The 24,065-nt window shown below is 45.2% G+C and carries 14 protein-coding genes; 13 read left to right on the plus strand and 1 reads right to left on the minus strand.

From position 1 onward, the window contains the following. Positions 1-8 precede the first annotated feature (8 nt). Together QQL36_RS12815 and QQL36_RS12820 are read left to right on the plus strand one after the other, a co-directional pair. Entirely contained in the window at positions 9-1,106 is a 1,098-nt protein-coding gene (locus tag QQL36_RS12815) for an efflux RND transporter periplasmic adaptor subunit (protein ID WP_321569897.1), read from the plus strand. A 1-nt stretch (position 1,107) separates the two neighbouring features. Continuing rightward, a complete protein-coding gene (locus QQL36_RS12820) occupies positions 1,108-4,203 on the plus strand; it encodes a CusA/CzcA family heavy metal efflux RND transporter (RefSeq protein WP_321569898.1) in 3,096 nt (1,031 codons plus the stop codon). Positions 4,204-4,218: 15 nt separating this feature from the next. Here the strand turns inward: QQL36_RS12820 and QQL36_RS12825 are convergent, their stop codons facing one another. Beyond that, positions 4,219-4,785: a DUF1579 domain-containing protein gene (locus tag QQL36_RS12825; protein WP_321569899.1), complete on the minus strand. Its 567-nt coding sequence runs from the start codon at positions 4,783-4,785 to the stop codon at positions 4,219-4,221. A gap of 374 nt (positions 4,786-5,159) precedes the next feature. Between QQL36_RS12825 and rplK the strand changes: the two genes are divergently transcribed. From rplK to QQL36_RS12880, 11 genes are all read left to right on the plus strand, one after another. Continuing rightward, positions 5,160-5,603, plus strand: a complete 444-nt coding sequence (gene rplK, locus QQL36_RS12830; RefSeq protein ID WP_072360740.1) for a 50S ribosomal protein L11 — start codon at positions 5,160-5,162, stop codon at positions 5,601-5,603. A gap of 46 nt (positions 5,604-5,649) precedes the next feature. Then, positions 5,650-6,339: a 50S ribosomal protein L1 gene (gene rplA / locus QQL36_RS12835; RefSeq protein ID WP_083720872.1), complete on the plus strand. Its 690-nt coding sequence runs from the start codon at positions 5,650-5,652 to the stop codon at positions 6,337-6,339. A gap of 40 nt (positions 6,340-6,379) precedes the next feature. After that, complete coding sequence (gene rplJ / locus QQL36_RS12840; protein WP_083720870.1) at positions 6,380-6,910, plus strand: 50S ribosomal protein L10; 531 nt, start codon at positions 6,380-6,382, stop codon at positions 6,908-6,910. Between the two features lie 101 nt (positions 6,911-7,011). After that, entirely contained in the window at positions 7,012-7,383 is a 372-nt protein-coding gene (gene rplL, locus QQL36_RS12845) for a 50S ribosomal protein L7/L12 (protein ID WP_083720868.1), read from the plus strand. Between the two features lie 250 nt (positions 7,384-7,633). Then, positions 7,634-11,443 carry a DNA-directed RNA polymerase subunit beta gene (gene rpoB, locus QQL36_RS12850; protein WP_083720866.1) on the plus strand — a complete coding sequence of 1,270 codons (3,810 nt, stop codon included), beginning with the start codon at positions 7,634-7,636 and terminating at the stop codon, positions 11,441-11,443. Between the two features lie 128 nt (positions 11,444-11,571). Further along, a complete protein-coding gene (rpoC, locus tag QQL36_RS12855) occupies positions 11,572-15,867 on the plus strand; it encodes a DNA-directed RNA polymerase subunit beta' (RefSeq protein WP_083720864.1) in 4,296 nt (1,431 codons plus the stop codon). 97 nt (positions 15,868-15,964) lie between these two features. Beyond that, positions 15,965-16,645: a DUF4397 domain-containing protein gene (locus QQL36_RS12860; protein WP_179090979.1), complete on the plus strand. Its 681-nt coding sequence runs from the start codon at positions 15,965-15,967 to the stop codon at positions 16,643-16,645. A gap of 115 nt (positions 16,646-16,760) precedes the next feature. Next, positions 16,761-17,372: an OmpH family outer membrane protein gene (locus tag QQL36_RS12865; protein WP_179090978.1), complete on the plus strand. Its 612-nt coding sequence runs from the start codon at positions 16,761-16,763 to the stop codon at positions 17,370-17,372. Between the two features lie 177 nt (positions 17,373-17,549). Next, positions 17,550-18,983 carry an APC family permease gene (locus QQL36_RS12870; RefSeq protein WP_083720858.1) on the plus strand — a complete coding sequence of 478 codons (1,434 nt, stop codon included), beginning with the start codon at positions 17,550-17,552 and terminating at the stop codon, positions 18,981-18,983. 693 nt (positions 18,984-19,676) lie between these two features. Continuing rightward, positions 19,677-20,621, plus strand: coding sequence for a FecR family protein (locus tag QQL36_RS12875; protein ID WP_321569900.1), 945 nt, complete (start codon positions 19,677-19,679; stop codon positions 20,619-20,621). 202 nt (positions 20,622-20,823) lie between these two features. Then, positions 20,824-24,015: a TonB-dependent receptor gene (locus QQL36_RS12880; RefSeq protein WP_321569901.1), complete on the plus strand. Its 3,192-nt coding sequence runs from the start codon at positions 20,824-20,826 to the stop codon at positions 24,013-24,015. The last annotated feature ends 50 nt before the right edge of the window (positions 24,016-24,065 follow it).

Below are 24,065 nucleotides of genomic sequence, written 5' to 3' on the forward strand. Positions count from 1 at the left end.
AACGCATTATGTACCGTATATTTTACATAGGACTGGCCATGGTATTAATATCTGCCTGTCACAATTCTACCACTACGACTAACACCACTACGCAGGAGGCAAATACCTGTATTATTTCGCCCAGCCTGAAAAAGCTGATTCAGTTAACGCCGCTGTCAGAAGCTCCTGTACACGGAGAGCTGGAACTGACGGGGAGTGTGAGTTATGATCAGGATCACCTGTATCATTATCAATCACTGGCCAGTGGTGTAGTAAGAGAAGTACGTTTTAACCTCGGTGATTATGTCACCAAAGGACAGGTATTGGCCGAAATAAAAACGACAGAATTGAGTGATCAATCTGCGGGGCTTCACAAAGCAGAAGCTGCGCTTGCACTGGCAGAAAGACAATTGAGAGCTACGACCAGTCTGCACGATGATGGCATTGCATCAGACAAAGAATTGCTGGAAGCACAGAATGAAGTGGCCGCAGGTAAACTGGAAATTAACAGGATCAAAGAAACACTCACTATACAGGGTGGCAGTGTGGATAAAGGTGTATTACTGATACATGCGCCTATGAGTGGTTATATCGTGGCGAAGAAAATGACTACCGGCTATCAGGTGAATGCGGGGGATGATGATCTGTTTATCATTTCTGACCTGAAGCGGGTATGGGTCATGGCAAATGTATATGCGGCACAGTTAGGCATGGTGAAAGCGGGTCAGGAAGTAGCGATCAGTACCACCGCTTATCCGGGAAAAGTGTTTACAGGCAGGATCTCCCGTCTCTCCAACATCTTTGATCCGGAAGAAAAAGTAATGAAAGCAGTGGTAGAAATTGACAACGCCAATCTGGAATTAAAGCCGGATATGATGGTGAGTGTGAATGTACATATGAGCACAAATGAACAGGCGCTGGCAGTGCCACTGGATGCCGTGATCTTTGACGATGATAACTACCATGTGGTGGCGTATCACAGTGACTGCGATGTGCGTGAACTGACCATTAATCCGCTGTCGCACGATAAGCAGTATTATTATGTGAATGAGGATGTACTGCACAAAGGTGATATCATCATCAGTCGCAACCAGTTATTGATCTATAATCAGCTGAAAGGAAGATAGTATGAACAAACTAGTAGAAAAGATCGTTGGCTTTGCACTAAAGAACCATACGCTGGTCCTGTTCTTTACTTTCCTGCTGATAGTAGCTGGTGTAGTCGCCATTAAGAATACATTGATAGAAGCCTATCCGGATGTGACCAATACCCGTGCCCGTATTATTACACAATGGCCGGGCCGGAGTGCGGAAGAGATAGAGAAGTTTGTGACCTTGCCTATTACGAAAGAGATGAGCACCATTCCGGGTAAGACGGATGTGCGTTCTATTTCACTCTTTGGCTTGTCTGTCGTGACGGTGAATTTCGAAGATAATGTAGAAGATTTTTATGCACAGCAATATGCGAGTAACCGCATGCGCAATGTGGATCTGCCTGCTGGTGCAGATGCAGAAATAGAACCCCCATACGGTGCCACAGGAGAGATATTCCGATATGTGATCAGGAGTAAAGACAGACCGATCCGTGACTTGTCTGCCCTGCAGGAATGGGTGATCAGCAGGGAATTGCTGTCAGTACCAGGTGTAGCAGATGTGAATAGTTTTGGAGGGGAAGAAAAGAGTTATGAGATCAGGGTGAATCCTACAGAACTATCGAACTACGGTTTGACGGCATTGGATGTATTTCAGGCGATCGGTAAAAGTAATATCAACGTGGGTGGCGATGTGATTCAGAAGGGGAGTCAGGCATATGTGGTACGTGGTGTGGGATTGCTGGAAAAGACAGCAGATATCGAGAACATCCTTATTACAAACATAAAAGGCACCCCGGTGCTGGTGAAGAATGTGGCGAATGTAGTCGTAACAGGAAAACCGAGATTGGGTAGAGTTGGGTTGAACGGCGATGACGATCTGGTAGAAGGGATTGTGATCATGCTGAGAGGGGAGAACCCCAGTAAGGTAATTGAGAAATTGCGGGAGCGGATTGCAGATCTGAACAATCGTATCCTGCCCAAAGATGTAAAGATAGAACCGTTCCTGGACAGGACGGAGCTGGTAGATAAGACCATTACAACAGTTACACATAACCTCATAGAGGGAATTTTGCTGGTATCCATTGTTGTGTTTGTGTTTCTATATAACTGGCGAACTACAGTGATAGTGGCGTCCGTAATTCCGCTGGCATTTTTGTTTGCCTTGCTGATGTTGCGGATACAGGGGCTGTCGGCCAATCTGATCTCCATAGGTGCAGTAGATTTTGGGTTATTGCTGGAGGGAACGATGGTGATAGTCGAGCATGTATTCGCCAGTATGGACAAGCGTGCCCGTGATATGGGCATGGAGGCATTCAACGCTATGCCGAAGGATGGTTTCATACAGGATAAAGCGAGAAGTGTGGCAAAGTCGATCCTGTTTGCACAAGTGATCCTGATCGTAGCGTTGATGCCTATTTTTACATTTCAGAAAGTGGAAGGAAAGATGTTTTCGCCACTGGCATTTACATTGGGGTATGCATTGTTAGGGTCACTGTTATTGAGTTTGACCTATGTACCAGTGATGTGTAAACTGTTGCTGAACAAGAATGTGGTAGACAGGCACAGTGCGGTGACGGAGTTTTTCAGGAAGACCATATTCAGGTTGTTTCAGTTTGCGACTAAGTACAGGAGGGGAACGATCATTGGTTTCTTTGTACTGCTGGGTGGTTGTATACTGGGATTTGGCAGTATGGGAACGGAGTTTATTCCAAAGCTGAATGAGGGTGCGATCTATATAAGAGCCACCTTGCCAAGTAGTGTGAACCTGGATGAATCGGTGCGATTGACGAAAGAGATGAAAGCACAGCTGCGGAGTTTTGATGAAGTACAGTTTGTGCTGACACAGACGGGCAGACCCAATGATGGTACGGATCCTACTGGTTTTTTCAATATTGAATTTCATGTGCAGTTGAAAGATGAGGGGCAATGGCAGCACCATATAACGAAGGAGCAGTTATTAGAGCAGATGGAGGCGAAGTTGCGGGTGTATCCGGGGATTGTGTTTGGGTTTAGTCAGCCGATCATGGATAATGTGGAAGAGTATGTAGCGGGCGTAAAGAGTGCATTAGTCGCGAAGGTATATGGTAATGATCTGTCTTCACTGGAACGGACGGCGGATAGTATTGCTGCGGTGCTCAATGGGATCAGGGGTATTGAGGATGTGAATGTGTTCAGGAATATTGGTGCACCGGAATTGAGGATTAAGTTGAGTGAGGCGAGGATGGCCAGGTATGGAATCAGCATGGAAGATGCGCAGGCGGTGGTAGAGATGGCGATAGGGGGGAAGTCGGCATCTACATTCTATGAGGGAGAGCGGATGTTTGAGATCAGGGTGCGGTACGATGAGCATTTCAGGCAATCGGAGCAGGAGATCAGGAATATATTGGTGCCGGCGGCGGGAGATGCAAAGGTGCCATTGTCGGAGATCGCAGATATCGGGTTCTTTACGGGGCCTGCATTTATCTACAGGCAGGGGAGTAGCCGGTATATAGCGGTAGGTTTTTCAGTGAGGGGTAGAGATCTGGGAGGTACCATAGCAGAAGCGCAGGAGAAGGTAAAGGAGCGGGTGAAATTACCGGAGGCGTATAAGCTGGAATGGGCAGGGGAGTTTGAGAGTCAGCAGCGGGCTACGGGCCGGCTGGCGTATATTGTACCGATATCGTTGTTATTGATCGGTTTCCTGTTGTATATCAATTTCAATAACCTGAAGGATACTTTGTTGTCGTTGATAACGGTGCCGTTTGCCTTTATGGGTGGGTTCTTTTCGTTGTGGATAACGCATACCATATTCGGGATTTCGGCAGGTATTGGATTTATTATATTATTTGGCGTAGGAACGATAGATGGGATCATATTGATATCGGTGATGAAGAGTTACTGGGAGAATGGGATGCCGTTGAAAGAGGCGATAGAAAATGGAGTGAGGGATAGGATCAGACCTGTATTTATGATAGCGGTGATGGGATCGTTGGGATTATTGCCGGCGGCATTGAGTCATGGTATGGGATCGGAGATCCAGAAGCCGTTGGCGATTATGATAGTGGGGGGATTGGTCGTGTGTATGCTATTGAGTCTGATGGTATTACCACAGTTTTTTTACTGGGCGTATAAAAAGAAGGGTGGCGAGTAGCCACCCTTCTTTTTATCATTTCTTTCTGGTCAGGTGAATTTCCATGCTTTTGATATCTTTTCCATCTTTGGTGTAGTACATTTCCACCATGTGGTGGTCGTCGTCCTGGATGGTGAAAATCTCTTTCATGTCGATGTCTTTTCCCTGCATAGGGTCATAGCTTTTGCCGGCGAGGGTAAGTTTGTGGGTGTCATCGTTCCATGTGCCCTGGAGGAGCATGATACCGGTACCCATGTTGTCGACCCATGAATTCTGGAAGATCTTTTTAGCATTGTCATATGCGAGGAGGCCATGGCCTTCGAATTCCATGCCATCGATGTTGCCTTTGTGGACAGATTCCTGGTATCGGCCACCGAGGATCATTTTATTTTCGGTGGTGCCGGTAGATTTGGATGGTGGGGCGTCGGGGGCCATCCAGAAGGTCATTTCATAATCCCAGGTACCATCGGAATGCGCGAGCATCTGGTGAACTTTTCCCGGGGTCATGTAATCCATCCAGGCTTTTTGGGCGCCGGACTGATCCTGAGCGAGGATGGTGGTGGCGGCGAGGATGGGGAAGCATAATAACAACAGACATTTCATGATTTGGTGGATTTTAAGTATTAAAAGAACAAGGAAGACGAGGAGAAGGTTGAAGGCGGGGGCAACAATAAATTTATATGAAGAGGATTAGGAATTCCGGTAAATTCCATTAGATTTGTGAGAGAGGGTGCTGGAACTCATATGTTAGCCTTCCCTATTACTTAATTGCCAGCAAAAGTTTTGCAATAGAATTGTAAAATTTTAACCCCAAATAGATGATAATAGCAAAAAGGATGCCCGAAAGCAAATTCTTTTTGTGATTTATTATATTATTATATACCTTTGCATCCCCTTCAAAAGGTATTTTTTTTCTTCCTTTGAGTTTTGGGAGTCTCGGAAGAGACGAGACGTTTTAACCAAATTAAATTTTCAACATGGCAAAAGAGATCGCTACGTACGTGAAATTGCAGGTTAAAGGCGGCGCTGCCAACCCTGCACCTCCAATTGGTCCAGCCTTGGGTTCCAAGGGTGTGAACATTATGGAGTTCTGTAAGCAGTTCAATGCCCGTACCCAGGATAAAGCGGGTAAGGTATTGCCTGTGTTACTGACTGTTTACACAGATAAGTCTTTTGATTTCGTAATTAAGACTCCTCCTGCAGCTGTACAGTTGCTGGAAGCAGCCAAATTGCAGAGTGGTTCCAAAGAGCCAAACCGTAACAAGGTTGGTAAAGTTACCTGGGCTCAGGTAGAAGCTATCGCAACAGATAAGATGGCTGACCTGAACTGTTTCACCAAAGAGAGTGCCATGAAGATGGTAGCTGGTACTGCCCGTTCTATGGGTATTACTGTGGATGGTAACGCTCCATGGAGCAACTAATTGTTTCACCTGTGTATAACGGGTTAACTTTTTAAAACATTTTGCAATGGCAACTAAGAAAAGAAAAGTAGCTGATACAAAAGTGGACAAGAACAAGATCTACTCCCTGAAGGAGGCGTCCACAATTGTAAAAGACATTAACTGCACTAAGTTCGACAGCTCTGTCGATTTACATATCCGTCTGGGCGTTGATCCCAAGAAAGCAGACCAGGCTATCCGTGGTTCCGTAACGCTTCCCCACGGTACTGGTAAAACTAAACGTGTTCTGGTACTTTGCACGCCTGACAAAGAGGCTGCTGCAAAAGAAGCTGGAGCTGATCACGTTGGTTTGGATGAGTATATCCAGAAAATCGAAGCTGGCTGGACTGATATCGATGTAATCGTAGCTACACCAGCTGTGATGCCAAAGATTGGTAAGCTGGGTAAGATCCTGGGTCCCCGTAACCTGATGCCTAACCCTAAGACTGGTACTGTTACTAATGATGTAGCGGCAGCGGTAAACGAGGTGAAAGGTGGTAAGATTACCTTCAAGGTAGACAAGGCTGGTATCATCCATGCTTCTATTGGTCGTGTATCATTTGCTCCTGAAAAGATCGAACAGAACTCTCAGGAACTGATCAACGCTATCATCAGGTTGAAACCAGCTACTGCTAAGGGTACTTACCTGAAAGGTCTGGCTATGGCGAGCACAATGAGCCCAGCCATCACGGTTGACACTAAATCTGTTCAAAACTAACTGATTCGCCGGCTGGCAGATCGACAAACTGAGAAAAGCTATGAACAAAGATCAAAAAAATGAAGTGATTGAACTGCTGAAAAGTAAGTTCGCTCAATATAACAACTTCTACATCACAAACACTGAGTCTCTGACTGTAGCGCAGGTAAACAATTTGCGCAGGGTTTGTTTTGATAAGAACGTGGAAATGAAGGTGGCTAAGAACACCCTCATCAAGAAAGCACTGGAATCACTGGATGCTGAGAAATATGCAGGTGTATTTGAAGCACTGAATGGTGTAACTGCCCTGATGTTCTCTGATTCTCCAAAAGAACCAGCGCTGATCATTTCTACTTTCCGTAAGGAAAACAAGAAAACAGAAAAGCCTGAGCTGAAAGCTGCATTTGTAGCTGATGAAATCTACACTGGCGATGCTCAACTGGCTAACCTGGTTAAAATCAAGACTAAGAACGAACTCATTGGAGACGTTATCGGTCTGTTGCAATCTCCTGCTAAGCGTGTTATCGCTGCTTTGCTGGAAAAAGGCAAGAAGGAAGAAGCAGGTGAAACTGTTGCTCCAGCGGCTGAATAAGCTGAAAGTGAGTGTAATAAACTCACGACCAATAAATTATGGCTTCCAAGTCACAATATAAATCATCAATCTAACTTTCAAATTCTTAAAAACATTATACAATGGCAGACGTTAAAGCATTAGCCGAACAATTAGTAGGTTTAACTGTTAAGGAAGTACAAGAACTGGCAGACGTTCTGAAGAGCGAATACGGTATCGAACCAGCTGCTGCTGCAGTTGTAGTAGCTGCAGGTGGTGGCGAAGCTGCTGCTGCAGAAGAAAAAACTGCCTTCAACGTTATCCTGAAATCTGCAGGTGCTAGCAAACTGAACGTAGTTAAGATCGTTAAGGATCTGACAGGTCTTGGTCTGAAAGAAGCTAAGGAACTGGTAGACGGTGCTCCTAAGGAACTGAAAGCAGGCGTTAGCAAGGCTGAAGCAGAAGACCTGAAAGCTAAGCTGACTGAAGCTGGCGCTGAAGTTGAAATTCAGTAATTCTTTGCTTAAGGATACCTCTTTATAAAGGTCAAAAGTGCTTTTTGGCACTTTTGGCCTTCTTCCCTTTGGGAAAGTGTCTTTTTCGAAGCGTCAAAAAAGGGGAAATCACCGGGTCGGTGGATTTGACAATCAGGAGAAGACAGAAATTTTTGAGGGTAATTGGCAAAGAATCCTTAATTTCCCCGATTCATGTTGTGATCTACACCTCACAATATTACATAAGTTAATATAACTGCTAACTTCGAATATGTCTCTAAAAAAAGCCCAAACAAGTGAAAGAATAAACTTTGGAAAGATCAAACAAGTAACTGAGACACCGGATCTGTTGGCTATCCAAATTCAATCTTTCAAGGATTTCTTCCAGTTAGAAACCACACCAGACAAGCGTAACAATGAAGGCCTTTTTAAAGTATTCAAGGAGAACTTCCCGATCACAGATACCCGCAATATCTTCAATCTGGAGTTTCTGGACTACTTTGTAGACCCTCCGCGTTATACCATAGAGGAATGTATTGAGCGTGGGCTTACCTATTCTGTACCGCTGAAGGCCAAACTGCGCCTGAGCTGTAACGATGAGGAGCACGTAGACTTCCAGACGATTGTGCAGGACGTGTTCCTTGGGAACATACCCTACATGACTCCGAGAGGTACTTTCGTGATCAACGGAGCCGAACGTGTAGTTGTATCTCAGCTGCATCGTTCTCCTGGTGTATTCTTCGGTCAATCTATCCACCCGAACGGTACCAAGATCTACTCTGCAAGGGTGATTCCGTTCAAGGGCGCGTGGATGGAGTTTGCAACTGACATCAACAATGTGATGTATGCATACATCGACCGTAAGAAGAAATTCCCCGTAACTACGCTGTTACGTGCTATCGGGTACGAAACAGATAAAGACATCCTGCAACTGTTCGGGATGGCTGATGAAGTAAAAGCAGACAAGAAGAGCCTTGACAAATACGCTGGCAAGAAACTGGGTGCCCGTGTACTGAGAAGCTGGGTGGAAGATTTCGTAGATGAAGATACCGGTGAGGTAGTGAGCATCGAACGTAACGAAATCGTGCTGGAACGTGATAGCATCCTCGACGAAGCGAACATTGAGACGATCGTTGATATGGGTGTGAAGAGCGTATTTGTGCAGAAAGAAGAGGTGAGCGGCGACTTCTCCATCATCTACAATACTTTAAATAAAGATACATCTAACTCCGAGCTGGAAGCCGTTCAGCACATCTACCGTCAATTGCGCGGTGCTGATGCGCCGGATGATGAAACAGCAAGGGGTATCATTGATAAATTATTCTTCTCTGACAAGCGTTATGACCTCGGTGATGTAGGCCGTTATAAGATCAACAGGAAACTGGGTCTGCCTACTCCACTGGACATGAAGGTGCTGACCAAAGAAGATATTATCGCGATCATCAAGTACCTGGTACAGCTCACTAACAGTAAGGCGGAAATCGATGATATCGATCACCTGTCTAACCGTCGTGTTCGTACAGTAGGTGAGCAGTTATATGCTCAATTCGGTGTTGGTCTGGCTCGTATGGCCCGTACCATCCGCGAAAGAATGAACGTTCGTGATAATGAAGTATTCACTCCGGTAGACCTGATCAACGCGAGGACACTGTCTTCCGTAATCAACTCCTTCTTCGGTACCAGCCAGTTGAGCCAGTTCCTGGATCAAACCAACCCGCTGTCTGAGATCACGCACAAGCGTCGTATCTCCGCACTGGGCCCCGGTGGTCTGAGTCGTGAAAGAGCAGGTTTCGAGGTACGTGACGTACACTATAGCCACTACGGCCGTCTTTGTACTATCGAAACACCGGAAGGTCCGAACATCGGTCTGATCTCTACCCTTTGCGTACACGCTAAGGTGAATGATATGGGCTTTATCGAAACTCCATACCGTAAGGTACAGGATGGTAAAGTTGATATGGATAAAGTGAAATTCCTGAGTGCTGAAGAAGAGGATAGTGTGAAGATCGCTCAGGCAAATGCTCCATTGGATGAAGCAGGTAACTTTATCAATGAAAAGGTGAAATCCCGTGAAACCGGTGACTTCCCTATTCTGGACAGAGGAGAAGTAGAATATATGGACGTGGCTCCGAACCAGATCGTGGGTCTGAGCGCTTCCCTGATTCCGTTCCTCGAGCATGATGATGCCAACCGTGCGTTGATGGGATCAAACATGCAACGTCAGGCAGTACCGCTGATCAATCCACAGGTGCCTATCGTAGGTACTGGTCTGGAAGGAAAAGCAGCCCGCGATTCCCGTCTGCAGATCACTGCTGAAGGTCGTGGTGTGATTGAATTCGTTGATGCCAATGAAATCCATGTTCGTTACGAGCGTGACGAAATGCAGAAACTGGTATCTTTCGAAGATGATCTGAAGATCTACCACCTGACTAAATTCGTTAAAACCAACCAGAGCACCTGTATCAACCTGCGTCCTGCCGTTAAGAAAGGACAGCAGCTGGAATTCGGTGACTTCCTGACTGAGGGTTATGCAACCCGCGGCGGTGAACTGGCCCTGGGTCGTAACATGAAAGTGGCGTTCATGCCATGGAAAGGTTACAACTTTGAGGATGCGATCGTAATCTCTGAGCGTGTAGGCCGTGAAGACCTCTTCACTTCTATACACATCGATGAATATGAGCTGGAAGTACGTGACACCAAGCTGGGTGAAGAAGAACTGACACCAGATATTCCAAACGTAAGTGAGGAAGCAACCAAAGATCTGGATCAGAACGGTATCATCCGTGTAGGTGCACACATCAAGGAAGGCGACATCCTGATCGGTAAGATCACTCCTCGTGGTGAATCTGATCCTTCTCCTGAAGAAAAATTGCTTCGTGCGATCTTCGGTGACAAGGCTTCCGATGCGAAAGATGCTTCCCTGAAGGCACCTCCAAGCACAGAAGGTGTGGTGATCGACAAGAAATTGTTTAGCCGCGCTAAGAAAGATAAGAACTCCAAGACCCGTGAAAAAGCGGCCCTGGAGAAATTAGAAAAAGTACACCAGAAGAACGAAGAAGACCTGCTGGAAGTGCTGATGAGTAAGCTGTTGACACTGCTGAAGGATAAAACCTCTCAGGGTATTACCAACACTTATGGTGAAGTACTGATCTCTAAAGGCTCTAAGTTCTCTTCCAAGAATCTGGCGAACATCGACTTCCAGAACGTGAACCCACTGGGCTGGACAACAGATGAAGTAACCAACGATCAGATCAACACACTGCTGCACAACTATAACATCAAGTACAATGAAGAACTGGGACGTTACAAACGTGAGAAGTTCAACATCAGCATTGGTGATGAGTTGCCAGCCGGCGTACTGAAACTGGCTAAGGTTTACCTGGCTAGCAAACGTAAGCTGAAAGTGGGTGATAAGATGGCGGGTCGTCACGGTAACAAGGGTATCGTTGCCAAGATTGTACGTGATGAAGACATGCCATTCCTGGAAGACGGTACACCAGTAGATATCGTACTGAACCCACTCGGGGTACCTTCCCGTATGAACCTTGGACAGATTTACGAAACTGTACTGGGTTGGGCAGGTCTGAAACTGGGTCTCAGGTTCGCTACGCCAATCTTTGATGGTGCTACTACAGAAGAAATCGCAGATTATATCGATACTGCAGGTCTGCCAAGCTTTGGCCATACTTACCTGTATGATGGCGAAACCGGTGAGCGTTTCCACCAGAAAGCTACCGTGGGTGTTATCTACATGCTTAAGCTGAGCCACATGGTGGATGACAAGATGCACGCCCGTTCTATCGGACCATACTCTCTCATTACTCAGCAACCGTTGGGTGGTAAGGCGCAGTTCGGTGGTCAGCGTTTTGGTGAAATGGAGGTGTGGGCACTTGAAGCATACGGTGCATCCAACATTCTGCAGGAGCTGTTAACCATTAAATCAGATGACATTGTAGGCCGTGCCAAAGCTTATGAGTCAATCGTGAAAGGCGATAACATCCCGAAAGCAGGCGTACCTGAATCATTCAACGTATTGATTCATGAGTTACGTGGTCTGGGTCTGGATCTGAAATTTGAATAGTAGTTTAAGCTATAAATAGCTACAAGCTGCAGGAAGCAGTCCCGAAAAAAGGGGCGGGCGGCCTGTGGCTTGCAGCTTGTAAAGCCGGAACTCTTTTTCCCATGTGAATTTTCTTTAAACAACATACAATGGCCATCAAGAAAGAAAATCGTCCTAAATCAAACTTTAATAGCATTACCATTAGTCTGGCGTCTCCGGATAGCATCCTGGAGCGTTCTTATGGCGAAGTGCTGAAGCCGGAAACCATCAACTACCGTACTTATAAGCCGGAGCGTGATGGTTTGTTCTGCGAAAGGATATTCGGCCCTGTAAAGGACTATGAGTGCTATTGCGGCAAATACAAACGTATCCGTTATAAGGGTATCGTGTGCGACCGCTGTGGTGTGGAAGTGACTGAAAAGAAAGTACGTCGCGAAAGAATGGGCCACATCCGTCTGGTTGTACCTGTTGTTCATATCTGGTATTTCAAATCCCTTCCAAATAAGATCGGTTACCTGCTGGGTATGAGCTCCAAGAAACTGGAGACCATCGTGTATTATGAAAGATACGTGATTATCCAGGCTGGTGCTAAACAGGAGAAAGGCCTGAATTATGGCGACCTGTTAACTGAAGAAGAATATCTCGACATCCTGGATACCCTGCCAAAGGATAACCAGCTGCTGAGTGATGATGATCCTAACAAGTTCATCGCTAAGATGGGTGCGGAAGCAGTAGAAATGATGCTGGCCAGAATTGATCTGGATAGCCTTTCTTACCAGCTGCGTAACCAGGCTGCTACTGAAACCAGCCAGCAACGTAAAGCGGAAGCCCTGAAACGCCTGAGCGTAGTAGAAGCATTCCGTGAAGCAAATGGTCGTGTTGAAAACCGTCCTGAATGGATGGTGATGCAATATATCCCTGTTGTTCCACCAGAACTGCGTCCGTTAGTTCCATTGGATGGTGGTCGTTTCGCGTCTTCTGACCTGAACGATCTGTACCGCAGGGTAATTATCCGTAACAATCGTCTGAAACGCCTGATCGAAATCAAGGCACCAGAGGTGATCCTGCGTAACGAAAAACGTATGCTGCAGGAAGCGGTTGACTCCCTCTTCGATAACAGCCGTAAATCAAATGCGGTGAAAGCGGAAGGTGGTCGTGCACTGAAATCACTCTCTGATGTACTGAAAGGTAAACAAGGTCGTTTCCGTCAGAACCTGCTCGGTAAACGTGTTGACTATTCCGGTCGTTCCGTAATCGTGGTTGGCCCTGAACTGAAACTGCACGAATGTGGTCTGCCAAAAGATATGGCGGCAGAGCTGTTCAAACCATTCATCATCCGTAAGCTGATCGAAAGAGGTATCGTTAAAACGGTAAAATCTGCGAAGAAGCTGGTAGACAGGAAGGAAGCAGTAGTTTGGGATATCCTTGAAAATGTACTGAAAGGACACCCGGTAATGCTGAACCGTGCTCCTACGCTGCACCGTCTCTCCATTCAGGCATTCCAGCCTAAACTGGTAGAAGGTAAAGCGATCCAGTTGCACCCGCTCGTGTGTTCTGCGTTCAACGCGGATTTCGATGGTGACCAGATGGCGGTACACGTACCGTTGAGCAATGCTGCGATCCTGGAAGCACAACTGTTGATGCTGTCTTCACACAACATCCTCAACCCACAGAATGGTACGCCAATCACCCTGCCTTCACAGGACATGGTTCTTGGTCTGTACTATATCAGTAAAGGAAAGAAATCTACCCCTACTGAAAAAGTAGAAGGTGAAGGAATGGCTTTCTATTCTGCTGAAGAGGTGATCATCGCTTACAACGAACAGAAAGTGAACCTGCACGCAAATATCCGCGTAAAGGCAAACATTCGTAACGAGAAGGGTGAGTTGGTGAACAAGCTGATCGAAACGACAGTAGGTCGTGTGATCTTTAACCAGCACGTTCCAAAAGAAGCTGGGTATGTAAATGCACTGCTGACTAAGAAATCACTGCGTGAGATCATCGGTGACATCATTAAATTTACTGACATCCCGAAAACTGCGAAGTTCCTGGATGATATCAAGCAATTAGGTTTCCGTACGGCGTTCCGTGGTGGTTTGTCCTTCAACATCAATGACCTGATCATCCCTGAGGTGAAACAGGTAATGATCGACAGCGCATCTAACGAAGTGGACGAAGTATGGGATAACTATAATATGGGTCTGATCACGAATAACGAACGTTATAACCAGATTATCGATATCTGGTCCCGTGCAGATACCAAAGTAACTGAAACGCTGATCCGTGAGCTGGCGAATGACAAACAGGGCTTCAACTCTGTATACATGATGCTCGACTCCGGTGCGCGTGGTTCCAAACAGCAGATCAAGCAGCTGGCAGGTTTGAGAGGATTGATGGCCAAGCCACGTAAAAGTGGTTCTACTGGTTCAGAGATCATCGAAAACCCGATCCTGTCCAACTTTAAGGATGGTCTGAACGTATTGGAATACTTCATCTCTACGCACGGTGCGCGTAAAGGTCTTGCGGATACGGCGTTGAAAACAGCGGATGCTGGTTATCTGACCCGTCGTCTCGTAGACGTTGCACAGGACGTAGTTATCAACGAAGAAGATTGTGGTACCCTGCGTGGTATTGCTACTTCAGCGCTGAAAGACAATGAAGAAATCGTAGAACCATTATACGATCGTATCCTGGGTCGTACATCCCTGCAGGACGTATTTGATCCTCATACTGAAGAGGTGATCGTTGAAGCAGGTGGTATAATCGATGAGGATATCGCTCACCGTATCGAAAACAGTGCGATTGATACTGTTGAGATCCGTTCTGTACTGACTTGCGAAAGCCGCAGAGGTGTGTGTGTGAAGTGTTATGGTAAGAACTTGGCAACCGGTTATACGACTCAGCGTGGTGATGCCGTAGGTATCATTGCAGCACAGTCCATCGGTGAGCCTGGTACTCAGCTGACACTGCGTACCTTCCACGTGGGTGGTGTGGCTGGTTCTACATCAGTAGATACTGGTCTGGCTGCTAAATTCGAAGGAACCGTACAGTTTGATGGTCTGCGTACCACTACATACGAAAACAACGATGGTGATAAAGTACAGGTGGTAATTGGCCGTACAGGTGAATTACGTATCGTAGACGTGAAGAACGATCGTCTGCTGATCACCAACAACATTCCTTACGGTTCTACACTGCTGGTGAAAGATGGCCAGAAGGTAGCGAAAGGTGATATAATCTGTACATGGGATCCATACAACGCCGTTATCGTATCTGAAATCGCTGGTAACATCCGTTTCGATAGCATCATTGAAGGTATCACCTTCCGTGAAGAAGCTGACGAGCAGACAGGTCACCGTGAGAAAGTGGTTATCGAAACCAAGGATAAGAATAAGATCCCATCCCTGTTCGTAGATGGTAACAAGGAAGTGAAATCTTATAACTTACCAGTAGGTTCACATATCGTAATCGAAGAAGGGGAAGCTGTAAGAGCGGGTCAGGTAATCGTGAAGATCCCACGTATCCTCGGTAAACTGAGAGATATCACGGGTGGTCTGCCACGTGTAACTGAACTGTTTGAAGCACGTAACCCAAGCAACCCTGCTATCGTATCTGAGATCGATGGTGTGGTAGCCTTCGGTAACATCAAACGTGGTAACCGTGAGATCATCATTGAAAGCCGTGAAGGTCAGATCAAGAAATACCTGGTGCCATTGACACGTCATATCCTGGTACAGGATGGTGACTTCGTGAAAGCAGGTACTGCGCTGTCTGATGGTTCTATCACGCCTGCAGATATCCTCTCTATCAAGGGTCCATTTGCCGTACAGGAATACCTGGTAAATGAGATTCAGGAGGTTTACCGCTTACAGGGTGTGAAGATCAACGATAAGCACATTGAGGTGATCGTACGCCAGATGATGCGTAAGGTGAACATCGAAGATCCGGGCGATACCCGTTTCCTCGAAGGAGATACCACTGATAAGTTTGAATTCTTTGAAGAAAACGACCATATATTCGATAAGAAGGTAGTAACAGAAGCTGGTGAATCAACTTTGTTGAGAGCTGGTCAGATTGTTACCCTGCGTCAGGTAAGAGAAGAAAACTCTCTGCTGCGCCGTTCGGACAGGAAACTGGTTGAGTTCCGCGATGCGAAACCAGCTACTTCCAGCCCGCTGCTGCAAGGTATTACCAAGGCGTCTCTGGGTACACATAGCTGGATCTCTGCTGCGTCCTTCCAGGAAACCACGAAGGTATTGTCTTCTGCTGCCATCAACGGTAAGATAGATGACATGCTGGGTCTGAAGGAGAATGTGATCACAGGTCACCTGATCCCTGCAGGTACAGGTTTACGCGAGTTCGAAAACATGATCGTAGGTTCCAAAGAAGAATACGATATCCTGGCATCTTCCAAAGAAGTGTTCCAGTTCGACGAAGAAGAATAAGCGAAATGCTCAAACTATAAAAAAATGTCCCGTGCGTAGTGCCGGGACATTTTTTTTACGTGTAACTTTCGGGCAATTTCTATAAATAGGTTTGATTGTGAAAAAATTCATTGTATTACTGGTCATCATAGCAGGGATCTATGCTTGCAACAAGGATAGTGATAGCTCTATACCTGACACTACATCTTATTTGAATGTATTTGTGGCCAACCCGGATGCCAGCTATGATATTGTATTGGATACTACCTCCATGGGCACTGGCTTGTCTCTGGGAGAATATACCGGTTATAAATCATTTACTGCAAAGCGTTATACTTTGTGCATTTTTGCCACCGGCGACAGGGAAGATACATTGATACAGGGGCAGATCAGTTTGCGTAATAACCATTATTACACTATATACTTCGAGAAGAACCACAATAATATATTGCAGTTCCTAGCCACAGAAGATAAAATGGGTGCAACAAGCAGCAAGACAGTAGGTTACCTGCGTGTAGTAAACCTGAGTGATAGTTATGACACCACTGGAACTACGGCAACAGTCATGGATTTTGGTATCGATGGTACGGAGTTTTTTTCCAACATTGGTTACCTGGGATACTCTGTTTTCAAGGAGATCACACCGGGTGCCCATTCACGTGATATAAGGGATGCTGATTCAACAAGCCTGAATACAGCTGATTTCAACATTGAGGCTGGGAAGAGTTATAGCTGGATTGTATATGGAAATGCTTTGGTGGCTGACAGTTTTAAGGTAGTGACTTTTCAGCATAATTAAAATGTGAAAGAGTTGTTAAGAAACTGTGGGCATTAGTATTATAACGTAAAAACCTTATTTTAGCCGTTTAATTTTTAAAATGTATTTAAGGAGATTAAAAAATCCACCTAACAACATGCGCACTAAACAAATTGTGAAAAGCGGATTATTGGCAGCATTCGCAGCCGCGACATTTATGGCTTGTCAACAACCTGTCAAGAAGGATACCGAATCATCAGCACCTGCCGCAGGTACAAGCGCTTCGACCGCTTCGAACGGTCTCGTTATTGCTTACGTGGATATTGATACTGTAGAAGCTTATTATAACTACTTCAAGCAAAAGAAAACTGAGCTGGAAACCAAACAGCAGGCTATCGAAAACGAACTGCAGGCAAATGTACGTGCATTGCAGAACGAAGCAGCTGATTTCCAACGTAAAGCTACCGGTATGACCCAGTCAGAAGGTGAAGCTGCTCAGCGTACCCTGTATCAGAAACAGCAACAACTGGAAGGCAAAGCACAGAATATGCGTGCGCAGTATGCTGAACAGGAAAGCAAATTCAACGAAGAACTGCAGAAGAGACTGAACGACTTCCTGGAGAATTTCAACAGCGACAAGCGTTATGCATATATTTTGTCTTACCGTACAGGGGCGAGCAACATCCTGTTCAAAGACAAAAAGTATGACATTACTCCGGAAGTTATCAAAGGCCTGAATGAGGCAGATGCAGCTAAGGAGAAAAAATAAATAGTTGCTATAGCAAAAACATATAAAAAAGTTTTTAACTTGGAATCCCGTTTCGTGGAGCTTTAGATGAACTGAAGCATTTACGGAACGGGATTTTGGGTAGTTACAGGCCAGTTGTTTTTTGAGTAATTCCACCGTATTTCTGGATGTAGTGCTACAATCAACTAAAATCTAATTATGAGTAACCAGGACACAAATAACCATCAGACGGCTTTCCGTCCCAGTCTTAGTTTGCTGGATGCAACTATGATAGTAGCCGGATCGATGATCGGGTCAGGTGTATTTCTCGTATCAGCGGAGATTACCAGGTCCATTGGAAGTGCCGGATGGCTTACCCTGATGTGGGTATTAGGAGGTATTGTGACTATTATAGCAGCCGTTAGTTACGGCGAACTATCTGGTATGTATCCACGTGCCGGCGGCCAGTATGTGTACCTCAGAGAGGCTTATAATCCCTTTATTGCATTTTTATTTGGCTGGACACAGTTCGGTGTTATACAGGCCGGTACTATAGCGGCAGTAGCCGTAGCATTTGCAAAGTATTCAGCGTTTATCATTCCATTCTTCAGTGAGGATAACATCCTGCTGGATCTGAAGCTCTTTACCGTCTCTGCGGCCCAGGTACTGGCTATTATCTCAATAGTAGTACTAACCTGGATTAATACCAGGGGGATCAGGAATGGCAAGATTATTCAGACAGTATTTACATTGGCAAAACTGATATCTCTGTTTGGGCTGATCGTATTCGGGTTTTTGCTGGGGGCAAAAGCGGAAGTCTGGTCGGCTAACTGGGCGCATGCCTGGGATGCGATGAGCGTGACAAAAGCAGCCGACGGCACAATCGTTACCACAGCGTTGTCTGGCCTGGCACTGTTTGGTGCAGTGGCAATTTCGATGAAAGGATCACTGTTCAGCAGTGACGCCTGGAACAATATTACTTTCATTGCGGCAGAGATCAAGAATCCACAGCGGAATATAGGCAGGGCATTGTTTCTGGGTACATTCCTGGTAACAATTGTATATGTGAGTACGAACCTGATGTATATAGCTGTGTTACCTTTACAGGAAATTGCATTTGTACCAAAGGACCGCGTCGCGGTTGCAGCAGCTACGCATATCTTTGGAAACGGAGGTGCGATAGTGATTGCTATCATGATCATGGTTTCGACCTTCGGTTGTAATAATGGATTAACCCTGGCCGGCGCCCGTATCTACTACACCATGGCGCAGGACAAATTGTTCTTCAAAAAGGCAGGAGAACTGAACAAGTTTAATGTTCCCGCCAACGGATTATGGATTCAATGCCTGTGGGCTTCTTTGTTATGTTTGACTGGGAAATACGGAGATTTGTTGACCATGGTAATATTCGGGGTATTGATATTTTATGTGATCACTATCCTGGGTATTTTTATCCTTCGCCGTAAGCAACCGGATATGCCACGACCTTATAAAGCATTTGGTTATCCTGTATTACCTTTGTTGTATATAATAGTTGCGGCATCATTAGCGTTGTTATTACTGAAATTTGAGTTCAACTATGCTATATCAGGATTGGGTATTATCCTGTTAGGTATTCCGGTGTACTATGTGGCAATGGCGCGGTCTAAATAGCTAAAGAAGACAAGAAAAAGCTAATGTGACACAAAAGTTGTATGTAAAATGGTTGGAAATTTATGTGACTGTTGTGGAAATTTCAGTGAATTGATGTAATTTGCATAGAGACTTCCGAAAGGACCCGACGAATTGGTTTGTGTGTAACCCTTGACGAACACGTATGAATAGAAAACCCTTTGTCAATACTGTGTGTACCTGGTGGGGTATTTTATCATAGTCATCACAACTACAAACGCGAGCCCGCGGCAATATAGATTGATAAGGATGGAATGAGTGCCAGCGACTTTAAGATTGTGTGTAAACAAGTATTGTTGCATTGGATAATGATGTATAGAACCTTGTCATTGTTGCCCAGCTGGGTGTAGCGAAATTTCCGGAAGACTAAATTTAAATTCAAAAAAACATTTTCTGATTTTTTAAATCATTCAAGATATTTTTCTCATTAGGTGGGGGCTTTTAGATATGTTAAGATCTGGAGCCCCATGGTAAACCATTAAAAGCCTACACGATTTGCATTCTCGAACATTCACATGACAATCTTAACAACAAGCGTAAGGTATCTACCCTACGCTTTTTTTTTGCTCCTATGTTAAGCAATTATTAACTCCATTTTTTGATTAGTACTCCCTCTTTTCTGCAACGTACTCTCTATGCTGACCACAAAACAGTATTCGTTTATCCGCCATAAAAATGAACATTGACAATTCACTACTAGAAAAATACTTTAAGGGAACCTGCACGGACGAAGAGGTGAAGCTGGTAGAAGCTTATCTTTCTCAGCCCGAAACGCCGGAAGCCGATGAATGGTTTCAGGAGAGGTATGAAGAGAGTGCAGGTACCCCGGTTGTAAGTATGAAGCGGAATATATTCCGTCGCTGGTATAGCGCAGCTGCTGCGGTAGCTATATTGATCGGTGTACTGGGTTGGATGTGGCAGTGGCAGCATAACTCAGCAGGTAAGAATTTAGTGGCTTCTGCATGGGATACACTGGCGAATTCAGGCAACGACATTAAAAGATTGGCGATGACTGATGGTTCGGAAGTTTGGCTGGCCCCGCATTCATCTGTAATATATAATCAGCAATATAACGATAGTACCCGTGAGTTATGGTTGGAAGGTGAAGCATTTTTTAGAGTAAAAAGTGATCAGGCAAGACCATTTAGTGTGCATACCGGTAAGCTGGTCACCACCGCCCTCGGCACCGCATTCAACATCAGTACGACAAGCAAAGCTGATGGCAGTATAGAGGTCAGTCTGCTGGAAGGGAAAGTTTCTGTAGCTACCTCCGCATTTTCCTGCATTCTGCATCCCGGTCAGATGATAGCATGGCGTGATGACCTGGTTTCATTTGCACCTGTCAATTTCAACCTGCAGGAAGTAAATGACTGGCGGCAAGGGAAAATGGTGTTTGACAAAACCCTGCTGGCAGATGCCTTCGCCCGTATGCAGGCCCGTACTGGCTGTAAGATCATCATAGATCCGTCGATTAAAAAAGATCTCAAAGTATCAGGAACATTCCCGGCCTCCACGCCGGTTGAAAATATACTGGAAGCAATGCAATATGTACATGGATTTAAAGTCGAGAAAAGAGGCAATAACACATATGCGATAGTTACACCAACAAACAACAACTAAAACAAAAAAACTGTACAAACGCCATGCAGCACAGGCATGGGAAATAGATGGGAATTGATTTTCATTACAAAGACACAACGATATTAACTGTACTGGCGTACTAATGCGCCACTGTAGGGGACAACCCGAGCTATCATTATTAAACTTAAAGTAATTCTAAAGTATGCAAAAATCTACACAAAGATTTTGTAATGGGGAAGTTATGCGAACATGGAAGGCTTTCCTGTTGTGTTTTTTACTCGCAGGGATCCCTGTGGCGCTATCAGCGCAGTCCTACCAATCTCTGAACGACAAGGTCACAATTAACCTTGAACACACAAATGCAGCAGCTGTTGTAAAATCGCTTGAACAACAAACCAGTTACACTTTCGCTTACGACCCGGAGTATTTACAGCATTGCTCACTGGAAGCAGTGAAGTTCAATGCAAAGGCTTTATCCGATGTATTACGCTACCTGGATGAATATGCGCCGATTGATATTTCGTACAATAACCAGACAGTAGCGTTGAAACAGGGTAAACAGTTCCGCAATGCCACCCTGGAAAAAGGCCGTGTAAGCGGAAAGATTGTGGATTCCAAAAATGAACCATTACCGGGTGTAACCATTCTTGCCAGCAATGGACAGGGAGCAGTGACCAGTGTAGATGGCATGTATGAACTGAGTCTGAATCCGGGTGTATATACCCTTACATTCAGCTATGTGTCTTACGACACCCGTCAGGTTACAGATGTAAATGTTACAGCCAAAGGTGTAACACCGCTGAACGTAGTGATGAAAAGTACAGGTTCCCGACTGAAAGAGGTAACTGTTACAGGCAACTACAAGCGTGCATCTGTAGAAGGATTATATGCTATTCAGAAAAATAACGCAGGTATTACGGATGGTATCAGTGCTGAACAAATTAGCCGTACACCTGATAAAAATATTGGTGAAGTACTGAAGCGTGTGAGCGGTTTGTCTACCATGGAAAATAAATACGTAGTAGTACGCGGTCTGAGTGAAAGGTACAACCAGGCAGTATTGAATGGACAGGTAATGCCCAGCACAGAGCTGAACAGGAAGAACTTCAGTTTCGACATTATTCCTTCCAACATTGTGGAGAACGTTACGGTTGTAAAAACCCTGACACCGGATCGTAGCGCCGAATTTGGAGGTGGACTGGTGGAAGTCAATACCCTGGATATTCCTTCACAGAATTTTCTGAACGTAGCGGCGGGTAGCAGCTATAACAGTATGACCACCGGCAAAACATTTCGCTCTCTTCAGTTAGACGGAAGCGAATACTGGGGCAAAGCAGCGCCTCACCGCAACCTGTTGGGTAAACTGGACTGGAATAATACAGCAGACATAAAGGCTGCTTATAATGCCAAGGGCAATCAGGCCACCGCATTCAGTAATAACTGGGGAGTGTATGAAATGAAAGCCCCTGTTTCCCAAAACTACCAGCTCTCTGCCGGTACAGTATTCAATGTATCGGGTAAAAACCAGCTAGGTGTAGTGGTGTCTGCAAGTTACCGTAACACTTTTCAGACACAGGACATCAGGATGAGTCGTGATAATTTTGATGGCAGGGTAAATGCGGATGATCCTGATCGTGCAGGTTTTAGCGGACAGCGTTTTGGCCTCACAACCAACTTGGGTGGACTGGCAGGTATCGGATTGAGAACTCCTCATACACGCATCGGATATCAGACTTTGTTCCTGAGAACATACGATCAGCAGTTGATTATAGGGAAAGGTCAGCACTCTGATCCAAGTGGTATGTTGCTGGGATATTATGATCTGACTACACAAACAGACCTTTGGCAACATCAGTTAAAAGGTGAACATTCCATAGGTAACAAGGGCGTGAAATTCAAGTGGATGGGTAATTATTTAGTAATGGACAAACAGAAGCCGGACAATCACCAGATGCTGGCCAATGTGATTACAGATGACAAACTGGAATCCAATGAATTCAACATCAGCAATCCATTTAGCAGTGGTATCAGTGAAGGGGTTTTGCGCTGGTGGAGCCGTGCTTATGAGAAGAACTACAACTGGGATGCAGGTGTGACAGTACCATTCAATTTCAGTCCGGGCAACTTTGTTTCCCGGAATATATTCAAAGCTGGGTACGCCGGCTGGAGGAAAGACAGGTTATTTTATGTATTGAATACCGGTTCTAAAAACTACAATACAACTGACTACCCGCCATTAGCACAGGCATTTACACCAGAAAGAGGAGGCAGTATTTATATCAGTGATTTCTCTGATGATTTTCATAAAACAGCTTCATTGCATGGTATGTACCTGATGCTGGATAACAAAATCGGCGATAAATGGCGCCTGGTATGGGGGGTAAGAGCCGAATACTACAACCTGAACAAAGCGAATGATGCACTGGATTCATTGTTCCATTATATCAATAGTAGCCGTGGCAGTGACGAGCAGTTTGATTATAGTGAGTTACTAAACAGGGAGCCTAACTGGAATTTCTTCCCTTCCGTAAACCTGACTTATAGCCTGACGCCTATGATGAACCTGCGTCTGGCATACTCAAAGAGTATTATTCGTCCTGACCTTCGTGAAATGTCTTTCTTCAGGGAATACGATTTTGAATTGGGTGGTATTTACCAGAGTGAACTGGTACGGTCAACGATTGCTCACCACTACGATTTCCGTTATGAATGGTATCCGGGAGCAGGAGAGGTGCTGTCTATGTCTCTGTTCTATAAGGAGTTTGGCTACTCTATGGAGATTTATAATGACGAGCAGAGTGGTGGTATCTATAACCTGAAGAACAATAAAAACGCAAAGAACTACGGGTTGGAAGTGGAAGTGCGCAAGTCGCTTAACTTTACGAAAGTACCTGTATTGCGTAACATTATCCTATATGGAAACTTTACTACACTGCGGGCATATGTAACGCCAATGACGGTGAATTACAACTCAGTAGACCCAACGAATCCATTGAAAGTAACACCGCTTGAAACGATAGGAAAAGAAGAAAGGAGGCCCCAGACTGGCGCCAGCAATTACATGTTGAATGCAGGTATCTTTTACGATGTAAAACCTGCTTCATTCAGTCTGGTGTACAATTATATATCAAACCGTATGTTCCGTCCGGATGTAGCTTTTATCTATTCACTGTATGAGCGTCCGCTGGAATCGCTGGATGCGCAGCTGGCAGTACGGTTTATGAAGCAGAAGGGAGAAGTAAAACTGAATATTTCCAACCTGCTGAACAGTTCGTCGCTTGTGTATCGTAACAGCTATAGTGATGGTGACATTACCAACGGGAAAAAGACACCATCTACCAAAGAATTGCTGTATCAGAACGGGAAAGATCTGATCAACTACGAAGCGAAGCCAGGCCGTACTTACAGCATTACAATCAGTTACAAGTTCTAGTAAACGCGTTTCACACATATATCCTGATCAGGTATGCAATTTTTAACCTT

Origin of the sequence: Chitinophaga sp. LS1 (genome assembly GCF_034274695.1) — a bacterium.
GTDB lineage: Bacteria > Bacteroidota > Bacteroidia > Chitinophagales > Chitinophagaceae > Chitinophaga.